Annotated in this window: 12 protein-coding genes; 9 read left to right on the top strand and 3 right to left on the bottom strand. The window is 66.8% G+C overall.

The window, feature by feature from the left end; translation table 11 throughout:
- The first annotated feature begins 120 nt into the window (after positions 1 to 120).
- On the top strand, positions 121 to 1,530 hold the full coding sequence (ligM, locus tag ABFX29_RS11940) for a vanillate/3-O-methylgallate O-demethylase (RefSeq protein WP_152229299.1): 1,410 nt from the start codon (positions 121 to 123) through the stop codon (positions 1,528 to 1,530).
- Between the two features lie 83 nt (positions 1,531 to 1,613).
- Here ligM and ABFX29_RS11935 read toward each other — a convergent pair whose 3' ends face one another.
- The 3 genes from ABFX29_RS11935 to ABFX29_RS11925 are packed head-to-tail and all read right to left on the bottom strand — an operon-like array spanning position 1,614 to position 4,557.
- The gene (locus ABFX29_RS11935) at positions 1,614 to 2,249 is read right to left on the bottom strand and encodes a LutC/YkgG family protein (RefSeq protein WP_152229300.1); all 636 of its coding nucleotides are present in this window, start codon (positions 2,247 to 2,249) and stop codon (positions 1,614 to 1,616) included.
- Positions 2,246 to 3,760, bottom strand: coding sequence for a LutB/LldF family L-lactate oxidation iron-sulfur protein (locus tag ABFX29_RS11930; protein ID WP_152229301.1), 1,515 nt, complete (start codon positions 3,758 to 3,760; stop codon positions 2,246 to 2,248). The genes ABFX29_RS11935 and ABFX29_RS11930 overlap by 4 nt, the downstream gene beginning before the upstream one ends.
- Complete coding sequence (locus ABFX29_RS11925) at positions 3,757 to 4,557, bottom strand: (Fe-S)-binding protein (protein ID WP_152229302.1); 801 nt, start codon at positions 4,555 to 4,557, stop codon at positions 3,757 to 3,759. The genes ABFX29_RS11930 and ABFX29_RS11925 overlap by 4 nt, the downstream gene beginning before the upstream one ends.
- A gap of 193 nt (positions 4,558 to 4,750) precedes the next feature.
- Here ABFX29_RS11925 and ABFX29_RS11920 point away from each other — a divergent pair, with 193 nt between their 5' ends.
- The 8 genes from ABFX29_RS11920 (at position 4,751) to ABFX29_RS11885 (ending at position 16,056) form a co-directional block, all read left to right on the top strand.
- Positions 4,751 to 6,469, top strand: coding sequence for an L-lactate permease (locus ABFX29_RS11920; RefSeq protein ID WP_152229303.1), 1,719 nt, complete (start codon positions 4,751 to 4,753; stop codon positions 6,467 to 6,469).
- A 113-nt stretch (positions 6,470 to 6,582) separates the two neighbouring features.
- Complete coding sequence (locus ABFX29_RS11915) at positions 6,583 to 7,317, top strand: FadR/GntR family transcriptional regulator (RefSeq protein WP_152229304.1); 735 nt, start codon at positions 6,583 to 6,585, stop codon at positions 7,315 to 7,317.
- A gap of 453 nt (positions 7,318 to 7,770) precedes the next feature.
- Positions 7,771 to 9,111, top strand: a complete 1,341-nt coding sequence (locus ABFX29_RS11910) for a sensor histidine kinase (RefSeq protein WP_152229305.1) — start codon at positions 7,771 to 7,773, stop codon at positions 9,109 to 9,111.
- A gap of 64 nt (positions 9,112 to 9,175) precedes the next feature.
- Positions 9,176 to 9,835, top strand: coding sequence for a response regulator transcription factor (locus ABFX29_RS11905; RefSeq protein WP_152229306.1), 660 nt, complete (start codon positions 9,176 to 9,178; stop codon positions 9,833 to 9,835).
- A 79-nt stretch (positions 9,836 to 9,914) separates the two neighbouring features.
- Complete coding sequence (locus tag ABFX29_RS11900) at positions 9,915 to 12,725, top strand: FAD-binding and (Fe-S)-binding domain-containing protein (protein WP_152229307.1); 2,811 nt, start codon at positions 9,915 to 9,917, stop codon at positions 12,723 to 12,725.
- Between the two features lie 89 nt (positions 12,726 to 12,814).
- The gene (locus ABFX29_RS11895) at positions 12,815 to 13,735 is read left to right on the top strand and encodes a hypothetical protein (RefSeq protein WP_152229308.1); all 921 of its coding nucleotides are present in this window, start codon (positions 12,815 to 12,817) and stop codon (positions 13,733 to 13,735) included.
- 67 nt (positions 13,736 to 13,802) lie between these two features.
- Positions 13,803 to 14,939, top strand: coding sequence for an ROK family transcriptional regulator (locus ABFX29_RS11890; protein ID WP_152229309.1), 1,137 nt, complete (start codon positions 13,803 to 13,805; stop codon positions 14,937 to 14,939).
- Between the two features lie 52 nt (positions 14,940 to 14,991).
- Positions 14,992 to 16,056: an extracellular solute-binding protein gene (locus ABFX29_RS11885; protein ID WP_152229310.1), complete on the top strand. Its 1,065-nt coding sequence runs from the start codon at positions 14,992 to 14,994 to the stop codon at positions 16,054 to 16,056.
- The last annotated feature ends 27 nt before the right edge of the window (positions 16,057 to 16,083 follow it).

The following is a 16,083-nucleotide window of genomic DNA, read 5'->3' as shown; positions in this document are numbered from 1 at the left end:
GCATTCACCAGACATTTCTTCGCGTCCCCTGCAGACCCTCGACTTACCTATGTCGATAGATATAAAGTCGGCGGCACCGGCTTGAGGCCGGATCCCGTCCGACAGAAACAGAGGTTCACCGTGGCACCAAAGAATCTGCAGGAAGTACTGGATGCGTCCGATGGAGTAGTCGACCTGCTCCGGAACTCGCAGATCGGAGCGTACATCTACCCCGTCGTCGCTCCGGAGTTCACCAACTGGCGCAGCGAGCAGCGGGCCTGGCGGGAAACCGCCGTGCTCTTCGACCAGTCGCACCACATGGACAACGTCTTTATCAAGGGCCCCGACGCCCTGAAACTCATCTCCGACACCGCCATCAACTCAGTGGCCAGCTTCCCCGTGAACAAAGCCAAGCAGTACGTGCCGACGACGCCGTCCGGCCATGTGATCGGCGACGGCATCCTGTTCCACCAGGACGAGGACGAATACGTGTACGTGGGCCGCGCCCCGGCCGCCAACTGGCTGCTCTTCAACGCAGAGACCGGCGGCTACAACCTGGAGATCGAGGTGGACCGCCGCTCGCCGTCGCGCCCCATGGGTAAACCGGTAAGCCGGCGCTACTGGCGTTTCCAGGTCCAGGGGCCCAGCGCCTGGGACATCATCGAGAAGGCCAACGGCGGCCCCCTGGAGCAGCTGAAGTTCTTCAACATGGACACCATGAGCATTGCCGGCGAGAAGGTGCGCACGCTGCGGCACGGCATGGCCGGCGCACCCGGACTGGAAATCTGGGGCGACTATGCCTCCTACGACAAGGTCCGCGACGCCCTGATGGAAGCCGGCGCCGAGTTCGGCATGGCCGCCGTCGGTGCCCGCGCGTATCCCTCCAACACGCTTGAATCCGGCTGGATTCCGTCTCCGCTGCCGGCCATCTACACCGACGAACGGCTGCGGCCGTACCGCGAGTGGCTGGGGGCGGACAGCTACGAGGCAACCAACGCCGTCGCCGGCAGCTTTGTCTCCGAGGACATCGAGGACTACTACCTCACCCCGTGGGAACTGGGCTACGGATCCTTCGTGAAGTTCGACCATGACTTCATTGGCCGCGAGGCACTCGAAGCCATGGACCCGGCTGCCCAGCGGCGCAAGGTGACCCTCGCCTGGAACCCGGAGGACCTGGGCCGGATCTTCACCTCACAGCTGGACACGGAGCAGACCCCGTACAAGTACTTCGACCTGCCGCTGGCCAACTACGGGTCCTCGAACTACGACTCGGTGATCGATGCCGACGGCAATGTGGTGGGCGTATCAATGTTCACCGGCTACTCCGCCAACGAACGGCGCGGCCTCTCACTGGCGACGGTGAACCCGGACGTCCCTGAAGGCAGCGAGCTGCGCGTGGTCTGGGGAGAGCCCGACGGCGGCACCGCCAAGACCACCGTTGAACCGCACCGCCAGCTTCAGGTGCGCGCGGTGGTCAGTCCGGTGCCTTACTCCGAGACCGTGCGCAAGGACTACAAGGGCGGCTGGCGCACCGGTTACACCGGCGCGTAAGCACCACAGAACCTCAAAGGAGGCCGGCCCCCCAACGGCCCGGCCTCCTTCGGTTTAGCTGTGCCGGTTTAGTGGAAACCGGTTCAGCTGCGAACGATGATGACGTCCAGGGTGCGGGGACCGTGTACTCCTTCAACTCGTTCAAGCTCAATATCGCTGGTGGCGCTCGGTCCGCTGATCCAGGTCAGCGGCCGCGTTCCGTCCAGGCGGCGCAGCGCTTCAGGCAGGATCATGGTGATGTCCGCAGCCCGCACCACACACACGTGGTGGTCCGGGATCAGGGAGATAGCGCGCCGGCCCATGCCCTCGCTGCCGTCCAGGATGATGGTTCCAGTTTCCGCCACGGACACCGCACTGCCGGTAACCACCGCTGACGTGGCATCAAGTTCGGCAACACTGAGCGGATCGGTGCGGGAATCGCTGCGGCGGCGGCCCGGTGCGGCCGCCTCGGCATCAGCCAGCCACGCCTCGTCGATGCCCGCGGGCACCACATAGCTGGATGCTTCCCGGAGCAGCTCGGCAACACGGGGCGCGACGCCGGACTCCTCCACCACGGTGACGCCGGCCTTGTAGTCCTCCAGCCGGTCCACCAGCACGCTGATGCGCTCGGCTTCCGGGGCGTCGACGGCGGTGCGGTAGGTGCGCGGCACCTCGGGGACGGCCGGTGCGTCCTTCAGCGCACCGCGCAGGCGTTCCAGGATTTCCTCGCGTGCGCTCATGCCGTCTTCTCCCCCTGGGCCGGTGCCGCAGCCGGCCTGTTGTCCTCGTGTTCCTTGGCCCACCAGTCCCGGAAGGACTGTGCGGGCGGCGCCGGAATGTCCCGGCTCTGGGTCCAGCCGGCGGCGATGCCGGGCAGCTTGGTGATCTTGCGTTTGCGTCCGGCTGCCAGCCTGCCCAGCGGCAGACCCTTTTCCAGCAGCCCGAGGTTCCGGCCGCGGGAGAACGCCCAGGAGGCGCCCTTCATCAGCACGTCCATCTGGGTGGGCAGCTTCTTGCCGCGTTTGCTTTCCACATCCACCGAACGCAGGTGGACCAGGATTTCCGGAATGTTGATCTTCACCGGGCAGGCGTCGTAGCAGGCACCGCAGAGCGAGGAGGCGTAGGGCAGCGAGCTGTTTTCCTCGCTCTTGATGCCGGTCATCAGCGGGGAAAGGATGGCACCGATCGGCCCCGGGTAGGTGGAGCCGTAGGCGTGTCCGCCGGTGCGCTCATAGACCGGGCACACGTTCATGCAGGCGCTGCAGCGGATGCAGTGCAGCGCCGAACGGCCCATTTCATCCGCTAGGGCGGCGCTGCGGCCGTTATCCACCAGGACCAGGTGGACGTTCTGCGGACCGTCGCCTTCGGTGACGCCGGTCCACAGCGAGGTGTACGGGTTCATGCGTTCCCCGGTGGAGGACCGAGGCAGCAGCTGCATAAAGACTTCCAGGTCGCTCCAGGCCGGCAGCAGCTTCTCCACGCCCATGACCGTGATCAGGGTTTCCGGGAGGGTCAGGCACATGCGGCCGTTGCCCTCGGATTCAACCACGGCCAGGGTGCCGGATTCGGCAATGGCGAAGTTGGCGCCGGAAATGGCGACCTTGGAAGACAGGAACTTGCGCCGCAGATGGGAACGGGCTGCCTCGGCCAGCTTTGCCGGCTCATTGGTGAGGTCCGGATCCACGCCCGGCATTTCGCGCAGGAAGATGTCCCGCACCTGGGAGCGGTTCTTGTGGATCGCCGGCACCAGGATGTGGCTGGGCTTGTCATGGTCCAGCTGGACGATCAGTTCTGCGAGGTCCGTCTCAAAGGCTGCAATGCCCTGCTCTTCGAGGTATTCGTTCAGGCCGATTTCCTGGGTGGCCATGGACTTGACCTTGACCACCTCGTCCACGCCCTCGGCACGGATCAGGTCGCGGACAATTCCGTTGGCCTCGTCCGCGTCGCGGGCCCAGTGGATGATGCCGCCGCGGGCGGTGAAGTTCTTCTCGAACTCCTCCAGCAGTTCGGGCAGCCGCGCCATAACGGATTCCTTGACGGCACTGCCGGCGCTGCGCAGGTCTTCCCAGTCCGGGAGCTCACCTACCACTCGCAGGCGCTTGTCCCGGATGGTGTGCGTGGCATGTTCCAGGTTGGCGCGCAGCTGGGCGTTGCCCAGTTCCCGGCGTGCCGCCGTCGGGAAGGAGTCCACGGCGTTGAGGTTGCCCTTGCCGTAGACCGGCAGGGTGGGCATGCCCAGGTACGTGCTCATCGGGAAGCCTTTCCGCTGACCAGGACATCCCCGGTGATCGAAACCGGGTTTTCCCGGGTACTGGCCAGGATCTCGGCGAAGTGCAGGGTGGTGACATCGCTGCCCTCGCGGGAGAGTCCGCCGCCAATGTGCAGCAGGCAGGATGCGTCTCCGCCTGAGCACAGCGAGGCACCGGTGGCCTTGATGTTGGCCGCCTTGTCTTCGAGCATGGCGGAGGAAACGTCGGCGTTCTTCATGGAGAAAGTTCCCCCGAAGCCGCAGCACTGGTCAGCCTGCGGCAGCTCGGCGACTTCAATGCCGCCCACGCTCTGCAGCAGGTTCAGCTGCCGGTCACCCAGGCGCAGCAGGCGCATGCCGTGGCAGCTGGGGTGGTAGGTGATCTTGTGCGGGAACCAGGAGCCAAGCTGCTCGGCAGCGTTGGTGATGCCCAGGACATCCGTGAGCAGTTCGGAGAGTTCGTAGGTCCGGGCACCAACAGCTTCGGCCCGGGCTTCCAGGTCCTTGTCCCCGGCGGAGCGGGCAACCATGGGGTGCTGGTGCTTCACCGAGCCAACGCAGGAGCCCGACGGCGCGACGGCGACGTCGTAGTCGGCGGCGGTGAATGCCTCAACGTGGTTGCGGACTACCGGCACCGCCTCAGGCAGGTAGCCGGAATTCACGTGCATCTGGCCGCAGCAGGCCTGGCCGGAGGGGAACACCACTTCGTGTCCCAGCCGCTCCAGGATCTCTACGGTGGCGCGTGCCGTCCGCGGATACATCGCATCCACGATGCAGGTGGCAAATAGTGCAATTCTCATGGGTGCCTCTCAACGGGGATGCCCCGAAGCTCGTGTGGTCAGACCATAGTAGGCACGTTGCCTGCAACACACCAAAGCATCCGGGGCTGGTGGCCATGATCACACGCACCGCCGGAGTGCGCTAGAGTTCCTTGGTCTGACCATTGTGGTCTGACCAACTTCCAACCAGTTCACCACTCCCCGGAGGTCCCCCGTGGATCACTTCACCGCCACCACTGACCCGGTGTTCGGCAGCGTCGCCGCATCCGCCATCGTGGCGCTCATCCCCCTGCTCACATTCTTTGTCCTGCTGGCCTTCGTAAAGGTAAAAGCCCATGTGGCAGGCGGACTGTCCCTGCTCGTGGCAATCGCCGTGGCCATCTGGGCCTTCAAGATGCCCGCCGGCCTGGCCCTGCTGTCCGCTTCCCAGGGTGCGGTCTTCGGCGCGTTCCCCGTGGTCTGGATCGTCATCATGGCGATCTGGCTCTACCAGGTCACCGTGGTGAGCGGCCGGTTCGAAGACCTGCGCCGCGTCTTTGACGTAATCGGCGGCGGCGACGTCCGCATCCAGGCGATCCTGGTGGCGTTCTGCTTCGGCGGCCTGCTGGAAGCGCTGGCCGGATTCGGTGCACCCGTGGCGATCACCGCCACCATGCTGGTGGCACTGGGGCTGAAGCCAATGAAGGCTGCAGCCGCCGTGCTGGTGGCCAACACCGCCCCGGTCGCCTTCGGCGCCATGGCCATCCCGATCACCACGGCCGCCAACCTCACCGGCCTCGACGCCGACCACATCGGTGCCGTCGTTGGCCGCCAGGCGCCGCTGCTCGCCGTCGTGGTTCCGCTGATCCTGGTCTTCATCCTGGACGGCTTCCGAGGCATCAAGGAAACCTGGCCCGCCGCCGTCGTTACCGGTGTTGCCTTCTCCGCCGCCCAGGTGCTCTGCTCCACGTTCTTCTCCTACGAACTCACGGACATTGTTGCCGCCCTCGCAGGCCTTGGTGCTGCCGTGGTGTTCCTGCGCTTCTGGCAGCCGCGCGGCATCGAAGGCGCCAGGGTCCGAATGGGCCTGTCGGAAATGGCCATGTCCGGTGCCGGCACGTCCGGTTCCGCCGGCGGTTCGGCTGCCGTCCGCGACGAGAACTCCCTGACCACTTCACGCACGTGGCTGGCCCTGTTCCCGTACTTCCTGGTGATCGTCATCTTCGGCATCGCCAAGCTCTGGAAGCTGGGCGTGGATATCCCCGCTTTCCTGGCTTCCACGGACATCAAGGTTCCCTGGCCGATCCTGCACGAACGCCTGGTCGATGCTGCCGGTGAGCCCGTCTCTTCCACCATCTACACGTTCAACTGGCTCTCCACCCCCGGCACGCTGCTGCTGATCACCGGCCTAATCGTTTCCTTCGTCTACTCCAAGTTCGACGACGGCGGACGCTACCGGATGTCCGTGGGCGCCGGCGTGGCCGAGATCGGCAGGACCGTCTGGAACATGCGCTGGGCAGGGCTGACCATCCTCTCCGTCCTCTCCCTGGCCTACGTCATGAACTTCTCCGGGCAGACCGTCTCCATTGGCACCTGGCTGGCCGGAACCGGCGCGTTCTTCGCGTTCCTCTCCCCCGTGCTCGGCTGGGTGGGTACGGCCGTCACCGGTTCCGATACCTCCGCGAACGCACTGTTCGCCCGCCTGCAGCAGACCGCCGGCCTTGAAGCCGGGATTGATCCGAACCTGCTGGTCGCTGCGAACACCACCGGCGGCGTCGTCGGCAAGCTGATCAGCCCGCAGAACCTGGCAATTGCTGTGACCGCGGTGAAGCTGGATGGCCAGGAATCGGTGCTGCTGCGCAAGGTGGTGGGCTGGAGCGTGGCCCTGCTGCTGGTGCTCTGCACCGTTGTGTACCTGCAGTCCACCCCCGTCCTGGGCTGGATGCTTCCGTAACTGCGCTAACGGGCGGCCCGGGCGAACCACATGGTTCGTACCGGGCCGCCGTTTTTGTACCCGTGTGACCACCACGAACCGCCCGCCCGCCGCGACCGTGCAAGGATATTGCAGTGACCTCTCCCACTTCCCTCCCGCCCCGGCGCAGCTATGACCTGCTGCTGGAGAACATCGAAGCCGATCTGCGCTCCGGTGCCATCAAGCTTGGCGACCAGCTCCCGGGCGAGCGGACGCTGGCGGAAACCTACGGTATTTCCCGCGCCTCGGTCCGGGAGGGCATCAGGATCCTGGACGCCATGGGTGTGCTTCGATCCTCGGCCGGTTCCGGCCCGAAGTCCGGCGCGATCATTGTTTCCGAGCCCTCGGCGGGCCTCTCCTCCGCACTGCGCCTGCATATGGCCAGCAGCCGGCTCTCCGTCGAAGACATCGTAGAGACCCGCGTGCTCCTGGAAACGTGGGCTGCGCAGGCCGCCGCCGGTGCCCCGGACAGCCCGGAGAAGCAGGCCGCCCTGAACCGCGCCGGCGACCTGCTTGACGCCATGGACCGCCCGGACCTGGACCGGGACACCTTCCATACCCTGGATGCCCGCTTCCACGTGGAGCTCAGCTCCCTGGCCGGCAACTCCGTCATTGAAACCATGATGGATTCCCTCAGCGGCGCGATTCGCGGGTACGTCAAGGACGCCATGGATAACTTTGACGACTGGCCGCGGATCCTCGCCTCCCTGCGCGAACAGCACCACGGGATTTACGACGCCGTTGCTGCCCGCGACGGCGCGCTGGCAGCCGAACGCCTGCGCGAGCACATCACCTGGTTCTACGCGCAGATTCCGGCCGCGGAGCAGTAGGAGCCGGGCGACCGGCGGCGCGGGCTCGATGTCCGGCGGCGCGGACTCGCCGGGTGGGCGCGGGCCGAGTGGGCGCGGCCGAGCAGTGGGGCGCCGGGGGCTCAGGTCTATCGGACGGATCCGTCCCTGCTTTCCCAACCTTCGGGGAGATAAAGGGGTTTAGAGCATAGTCTCCCCAACCTTCGGGGAGCTACAGCTGTTCAGGACCGCCCTAAGCAGCGTTATCTCCCCGAAGGTTCACCGGAACGGGCCCAAAGCAGCGTTATCTCCCCGAAGGTTCACCGGAACGGGCCCTAAGCAGCGTTATCTCCCCGAAGGTTCGTTGGGCTGCCCCGGCTGCAAGGACCACCCAGCGGGCACCCGCCCAGCGGGCACCCACCCAGCCCAACCCCCAGGCGCAATGCGGGGGAAAACCCCATGGTGGCACGCGCCGCAAGATAGCAAGCTGGAGTCATGACCAACACCTACGCCCCCGAACCTGACGCAGTACCGGGATCACGCCCGGCAGCAGTGACGAGAACACAGCCGCGCCGCCCCGCATTCTTCCGCAGTGCCACCTGGTGTGCCTTCGGGTACCACGGCGTGAGCCTCCTGCTGGCTCCATTGGCGCTGGCGTACGCGGTGGCCACGGTGTCCCTCGGTGCGTCCCTGCTGGTCACCGTAGTGGGCCTGGTCATTGTTGCCGCCATGGTGGTTGCCGCCAGGTACTGGGGCACCGTGAACCGGGGCCTCACCGCGTCCCTGCTGGGCCGAAGCGTTCCGGCGCCGCCGCCGTTCACCTCCCGGCGCGGGTTCTTTGGCTTCCTGCGGTCCGGGCTGGCCGACACCGCCGGCTGGCGGGCGATCGCACACATGGGCGTCAGCTTCGTGACCTCGGTGATGTCCTTTGTCCTCAGCTTCACGTTCCTGGCCACGGGGCTGGGTTGCATGACCCACTGGTACTGGTATCAGTGGCTTCCGCCGATGCAGGCTTCGGACGGGACCTGGCACCGCGGCAGCATGATTGCCCCGGACGTCTTTGTGGAAGGTTTCTGGTGGCAGGCAGCCTACGTGGCTGTGGGATTCCTGTTCACTTTCATCCTGTGGCCGGCCGTCAACAACGGGCTTGGGAAACTGCAGGCACTCCTGGCCGCGGGACTCCTCGGGCCAACCTCAGCGCAGCTGCGCGTGAAGGACCTGGAGACGAGCCGCAGCGCCTCGGTCAATACCGCCGATGCACGGCTGTCCCAGATCGAACGCGACCTGCACGACGGCACCCAGGCCCAGCTCGTAGCCATCGCCATGAAACTGGGGGACGCACGCGAGCGCCTGGCCGCAGCCGAGTCCAGCCCAGAACTGCAGCACCTGCTGGACAGCGCCCATGGCACGGCCAAGGATGCGCTCACCGATCTGCGGTCCATTGCCCGGGGCATCCGCCCGGCGGTGCTCAATGACGGACTGGATGCTGCCCTTGAATCCCTGGCCGCCAACTCGGCGCTGCCCGTGGAGCTGGACTACCGGCTTCCGGTACGCCCCGCCCCGGCGGTGGAAGCGATCGCGTACTACTGCGCCGCCGAGCTGCTCACCAACGCCGTCAAACACTCCCGCGGCACGGGAGCCTGGATCTCCGTTACGGAACAGGACAAACGGCTGTTCCTCACTGTCACCGACAACGGCGCCGGGGGCGCCAGCCCGGCAGCGGGAACAGGACTGGCTGGCCTGGCCGAACGGGTCCGCACCGTAGACGGCACCCTGCATGTCTCCTCCCCCGCCGGCGGACCTACGACGGCGACGGTCAGCCTCCCGCTGCCGTGATCGGTGTCCGGCGGTTCAGGACGGTCATTTCCGGGCAGGCCCGCCTATGGGGCAGGCTTCAAGCATGAAGATTGCGATCGCCGAGGATTCAGCCCTGCTGCGCGCCGGCCTGGTGGAGTTGATGGCCGGCCGCGGCCACGACGTGGTGGCCGCGGCCGGTACCGCGGACGAGCTGTTCCTGGCGCTGGAAACCGCGCAGCCCGACGTCGTGATCCTGGACAACCGGATGCCGCCCACCCACACCAGCGAGGGAATCCGGGCTGCACTCCTCCTGCGCGAAACGCGCCCGGAGATCGGCGTGCTGCTCCTGTCCCAGTACGTCGAGACCCGCTACGCCACGCAGCTCTTCGCCGGCCAGCCGCGCGGGACCGGTTACCTGCTCAAGGACAGGGTGGCGGATGTGAGCAGTTTCCTGGACGCCCTGGAACGCATCCATACCGGGGAGACCGTGCTGGACCCCGAGGTAGTGCGGCAGCTGATGGGCGTTTCCAGGGCGGCCGGGCTGGGCGCGCTTACCCCGCGGGAACGCGATGTCCTGGACCTCATGGCCCAGGGACGGACAAATGCCGGTATCTGTGCTGAACTGTTCCTCTCCGCCGGCGCGGTGGAGAAGCACATCACCTCGATTTTCAGCAAGCTGCAGCTGGCACCAGCGGCCGGGGACCACAGACGGGTCCTGGCCGTTCTGCAGTACTTACAGGCCGTCCCGCCCGGCGTGGTCTGACCATTTCCTGGAAACCGTCTTCGCGGAATAGATTTGATCCGGGAGACAAGTCCCCGTCTATGCCATGGATCAGGATCGTATGTCAGTCACAGCGCACAACACCGCCACCGCCATTTCCGAGCTGGGGAGCGGAGGAATCAGCACCCGGGAGATCGACCGCCGCAAAATGGCGCACGATGCTTCCCATTACCTCCTGATCCCGGAGGCGGTTGCCACGCCCTCCACCACGGATGAAGTGGCGCAGCTGATGCGCCGCAGCCGCGAATTGGGTATCCCGGCAACGTTCCGCTCGGGCGGCACCTCGCTCTCCGGGCAGGCAGTGAGCGACAGCCTGCTGATCGACACCCGCCAGCACTTCCGGGACATTGAAGTGCTCGACGGCGGTGCCCGCGTCCGGGTGGCTCCCGGTGCCACGGTGCGCTCGGTCAACTCCAGGCTGGCCGCCTTTGGCCGGAAGCTCGGCCCCGATCCGGCCAGCGAAATTGCCTGCACCATTGGCGGCGTCGTGGCCAACAACTCTTCCGGCATGGCCTGCGGGACCGAGTTCAACACCTACCGGACCCTTGAATCGATGGTCCTGGTGCTGGCCAGCGGCACGGTCCTGGATACCGGAGCGCCGGACGCCGAAGAGAAGCTGCGCGCCCTGGAACCGGAACTCTTCGAAGGACTGCTGCGCCTGCGCGGCCGGATTGTGGCGAACCCGGACTCCGTTGCCACCATCACCCGCCTGTTCTCCATGAAGAACACCATGGGCTACGGACTGAACTCCTTCCTGGACTTCGAAAACCCGGCCGACATCCTGGCGCACCTGATGATCGGCAGCGAAGGCACCCTGGGCTTCGTGGCGCAGGCAACCTTCCGCACCATCCCGGCCCTGCCGAAGGTCGCCACCGGCCTGATGTTCTTTGAAACGCTCGACGCCGCTGCCACCGCGCTGCCCGAGCTCACCGCCACGGGACTGGCCACCGTAGAGCTCATGGACGCCACGTCCCTGCGCGTGGCCCAGCAGGCCGCGGACGCTCCGCTGGAACTGCGGGGCCTGGAACTGAAGTCCCATGCGGCCCTGCTCGTGGAGCACCAGGCGGCCACTGCCGAGGAACTGGAGGCCAAGCGGAACGCTTCCCTGCCGCTCTTTGAGTCGCTGCGCCTGGCAGCACCGTTCGCCATGACCACCAATGCCCGGGACCGCGCCGGGATGTGGCACATGCGCAAGGGCCTCTACACCACGGTGGCGGGCGCCCGGCCCTCCGGCACCAACGCCCTGCTGGAGGACATCGTGGTGCCGGTGCCGTCGCTGGCACGGACCTGCGCCGAGCTGGCCACCCTGTTCACGGCCCACCACTACCGGGACTCCGTGATCTTTGGGCATGCCAAGGACGGCAACATCCACTTCATGCTCAATGAGAACTTCAGCGACCCGGCCGAACTGGCCCGCTATGAGGCCTTCACCGAGGAAATGGTGGACCTGGTCCTTGGTGAAGGCGGCTCGCTGAAGGCCGAGCACGGCACCGGCCGGATCATGGCACCCTACGTCCGCCGCCAGTACGGCGATGAGCTGTACGACATCATGGTGGAGGTCAAGCGCCTGATCGACCCCGCGAACCTGCTCAACCCCGGCGTGCTGATCAACGAGGATCCGCGGTCCTACGTGCAGAACCTCAAGGTAGCCCCCACGGTTGAAAAAGAAGTGGACCGCTGCGTGGAGTGCGGCTACTGCGAACCCGTGTGCCCCAGCAAGGACCTCACCACCACGCCGCGCCAGCGCATTGTGCTCCGCCGCGAAATTGCCGACGCCGAAGCCCGCGGCGATTCGGTGCTCGCTGCCACCCTGCGTGCGGACTACGACTACGACGGCGTGCAGACCTGCGCCGTGGACGGGATGTGCGGCACAGCCTGCCCCGTGCTGATCAACACCGGGGACCTGGTCCGCCGGCTCCGCGCGGAGAACACCAACAAGGCAGCCGACGCCGGCTGGAAGGCCGCGGCCGGGCACTGGGGCACCATGACCTCCGTGGGCGGCAAGGCCCTGACCCTGGCCAAGGCTGTGCCCTCTCCCCTGCCCAAGCTGGCCACCGCCGTCGGGCGTGCCGTCCTTGGCGCGGACAATGTGCAGTCCTACGACACAGTGCTGCCGGGCGGCGGCACCCGGCGCACACCGCATGAGGACGCCGACCCGGTGGCAGTGTTCTTCCCGGCCTGCATCGGCACCATGTTCGGGCCGGCCGGAGGCGGTGAAGGATCCGCACCGGCGTTCATGGAACTCTGCGAACGTGCCGGGGTTGGGGTGCGCATTCCCAAGGGCATCGAAAACCTGTGCTGCGGCACCCCCTGGAAGTCCAAGGGCTTCACCTCCGGCTACCAGGACATGACCGAGAAGGTGCTCGCCAACCTGTGGGTAGCCACGGGCGGAGGAGAGCTCCCGGTGGTGTGCGATGCCGCTTCCTGCACCGAAGGGCTGGACACCATGAAGCGCCTGGCCGGTGAAAGCCCGGTCTACCCGGGCCTGCGGTTCGTGGACTCCGTTGACTTTGTCCGCGAGAGCATCCTCCCCCGGCTGGAGGTGACCCGGAAACTGGGCTCGCTGGCACTGCACCCCACCTGCTCCTCCACCCAGCTGGGCGCCAATGATGCACTCACTGAGATTGCGGCAGCGGTCAGCTCCGAAGTCTTCGTGCCGCCGAGCTGGGGCTGCTGCGCCTTCGCCGGAGACCGCGGGCTGCTGCACCCCGAGCTCACTGCCTCGGCAACCCAAAAGCAGGCCGAGGAGATCAATGCACGCGTCTTCGACGGGTACGCCTCGGTGAACCGCACCTGCGAAATCGGCATGAGCAAGGCCACCGGGCACAGCTACCGCCACATCCTGGAGTACCTGGCCGAAGCCACGCGCTAAGGGGCCGGCCACCGGTTCGACTCGGACACCGCCGCAGGAGCAGAATCGAAAGAGAGCAGATTCTGCATCCTGTCGGAGGATGAGCTTCCATGAGCAACGCAAGGGACGCGCTGGCCGCTGGTGCGCTCGTGTTCGCGCTGGCTGCTGGTGCAGCAGGTTGTTCAGTGCCGGGCGACGGCGGAACCGGCGCTGCCGAACCATACCGGACGGTTGTGCCGGCACCTTCGCCGGCCGTCAGCGTGCCGGCTGACACACGGGCCGGAGGCGGGCTGCCGGACAACTACGTTCCCGTCCCCGCCCCGGAGCCGGCCACCCGCTCAGCGGCCCCCGAGCCGGTTCCGGAACCGGATGAGAAAGCCGATTCGGAATCAGCGGATGCTGCGGATCCGTTCGACGCCGCCACTTCCGCCACAGGGACCGGCGCCGGCCCCGGCACGGAAACAGCCCCCGTACCGGGTCCGGACCAGCGTGCGCTGGCCGCCGGCACGTCATGGGATGCCGCCGAACAGGAGCGGGTCGCGGCTGCCCTTGCTGCCGCGGATGCCTACACCGCCGCCCATCCGGAAACGGCAGAGGCGGCCGTCTACGCTTCGGTCCGCGCGGATTTGGCCTGCCGGACGGCCCAGGACGGCACCGCGCTGGTAACCCGGGCGCTGCGGAGCGCCGGCTACACCTTCACCGGCTGCGGCCCGGAAGAGATTCTCAGCTGGTTCGCCGGGCACCCGGGCTACGGCGCCGTCCTGCCGGACGCTTCCGCCGCCCGGCCGGGCTCGCTCGTGGTGGCCTGCGCACCTTCTGGAGAAAGGGTACTCGGGGTGTATCTGGGCGACGGACTGGCGGTCTTCGGCAGTGACGCAGCGGCCGCCGCCGGCATCGTTTCCGGCCCGGCACGGACCCCTGCCGACCATTCCGTCGTCGCCCCTGCGGACCTGTGGGGCACCCGGCTTCTGCCTGCGGGCGCCCGGGCAGGACAAGCTCCCGTTTACGTCCGGCCTGCACCGTTCGTCTGACGGGTTTGGGGTTTCCGCCCTAAAAACGGGTCTTGCAATCTTACTTTCTTCACCGTATAAAGTAAGAATGTCATCCACCTCACATGCCCCAACCGGCCGCCGGGAACTTCGGCGCATCCGGGTGGAGTCCGTGGTGGGAGCCCTCCTATCCCAGGGCCCCATCTCCCGCACCGACCTTGCTGCGGCCACCGGATACAGCCCCTCCACCGTGACCGGAATCGTGCATGAACTGCAGGAGCTTGGTTACCTCCATGAAGTCGGCCAGCGCGAATCCACCGGGGGCCGGCGCCGGACCCTCATGGAAATCGACCGCTCTGCGGTAGTCCTGGTGGTCGCCGAAATCTCCAGCGGCAGCGTTCGTGCCAGCCTGGTTGACCTCGATGCCAAGGTGCTGGAAACCCGGGACTCGGTATTCGACGCCGAAGATCCGGTGTCCTCAACGGCACGCGCCGTTTCCGAGCTCGCCGACGCCGCACCCCGCCGCCCGGCCCGGCTGGTGCTGGCACTGCCCGGCGTCGTCGGCAATGACGGCACCGTCAGCCTGGCACCGGATTTCGCCGCCGCGAACGGGTCCGAGCTCGCCACCGAACTGCAGCGCCGCACCGGACTGCAGGTCACGCTTGAAAACGACGTCAATCTGGTGGCCCTCGGCGAGCGCAGCGCCGGCGCAGCGGCCGGCGTCGACGACCTGGTGCTGATCCACGTGGCCGAAGGCATCGGCGCCACCATTCTGAGCGGCGGCAGGCTCCTCCACGGCGCGACCCGCTCTGCCGGCGAAGTCGGCTTCCTGCCCGTTGCCCCGCGGCCGCTCCCCCATGGCAACCGCGGCCCCTTCGAAGCTGCGTGGAGCACCCCTGCCATTGCTGCCGCGGCACATTCGGGAGGGCTCGACGCCGACGGGCCGGTCATTGCGCGTATGTGCACCGATGAGCGCGCCCGGACACTGCGCGACGACGTCCTGGACGCCTGGGCCTGGGCCGCCGTCGTCTGTGCCTGTGTCCTGAACCCCGCACTCGTTGTCTTCTCCGGGGACGCCGTCGAGCTGGATGACCAGGCACGCGCCGCACTGGCCAACCGGATCCGCGCCGCCGCACCGTCTGCCCCGGATGTCGCATTCGCCTCGCTGGGCACCGCAGGCATCCTCCACGGCGCCGTGGCCCGCGTTTTGGAAGACCCCTCAGCCCTCATCACACCCGCCGGATAGCCTCCGGCACCCAGAGATCACCCCCGCACCATCCAAACCCAAGGAGAAGTACATGATCCGCACTGTCCGCAAACCGCTCGGCGCCGTTGCCGGCGGCCTCGCGCTGATGCTCGCTCTCTCATCCTGCGGCCTGGACGATTCGTCCTCCGGAGCCGAGGGGTCCGACGGCGGCACCCTCACTATCTACACCGCCCGGGACAAAGGCCTCGCCGAAGCAGTCGTGGCCGACTTCGAGGCAGCCAACCCGGACTACGCCGGCAAGGTGGAGATCCTCACCCTCGGCGCACAGGAAGCGCTGGAGCGCATCCGTGCCGAGAAGGCCAACCCGCAGGGTGATATCTGGTGGGGCGGCACCGGCCAGCAGATGAAGCAGGCAGCCGGGGACGACGTCCTCGCCCCTGCCCCGGAAGCCGTCGTTGACGCCGTCCCCGAGGAACTGCGTGATCCGAGCGGCCTGTGGGTCGGCGAAATGCAGCTGGCCGAGGTCATCTTCTACAACCACGACATGCTCAGCGAAGAAGAAGCCCCCAAGGACTGGGACGACCTGATTGCTCCGGAAATGGCTGACAAGGTGGCTATCCGCGACGTCGAGGCTTCCGGCACCATGCGCAGCATTTACGCAGCCATGATCGACCGCCAGTACGACGCCGCAGGCTCGCCCGAGGCCGGTTACGACTGGCTGCGCAAGCTCGACGCCAACACCAAGGTGTACGCAGCGAACCCCACCGACCTGTACCTGCGCGTGACCCGCCAGGAAGCCGCCGCCAGCGCCTGGAACCTGCAGGACGTCATGCTGCAGATCGAGAAGCAGAACGCTCCCTACACCCCGGTAGTCCCGGCATCCGGTGCCCCGATGCTGGTGGACGGTGTGGCCAAGATCAAGAACGGGCCGTCCAGCGAAGCCGCTGACGCGTTCCTCGAGTTCCTCTTCAGTGAAGAGACCCAGAAGGACCTCTCCGAGACCTACTACCAGATCCCCTCGATCGAGATGACCGAGACCCCGGCCTGGCTGGCCGAGCTGGACCTGGTTGAAATGGACGTCGACTGGGACCGCATTGGCCAGAACGAATCCGAGTGGATCGGCTACTGGGCCGAAAACATCAAGGGCAAGGGCTAACCCAGCCCGGACAGGCGGCCGGCGCCC

Source organism: Arthrobacter gandavensis (assembly GCF_039528575.1).
Lineage (GTDB): Bacteria > Actinomycetota > Actinomycetes > Actinomycetales > Micrococcaceae > Arthrobacter_B > Arthrobacter_B citreus_B.
The sequence above is the reverse complement of the archived record's forward strand: the minus strand, read 5'-3'. Positions and strand labels throughout refer to the sequence as shown.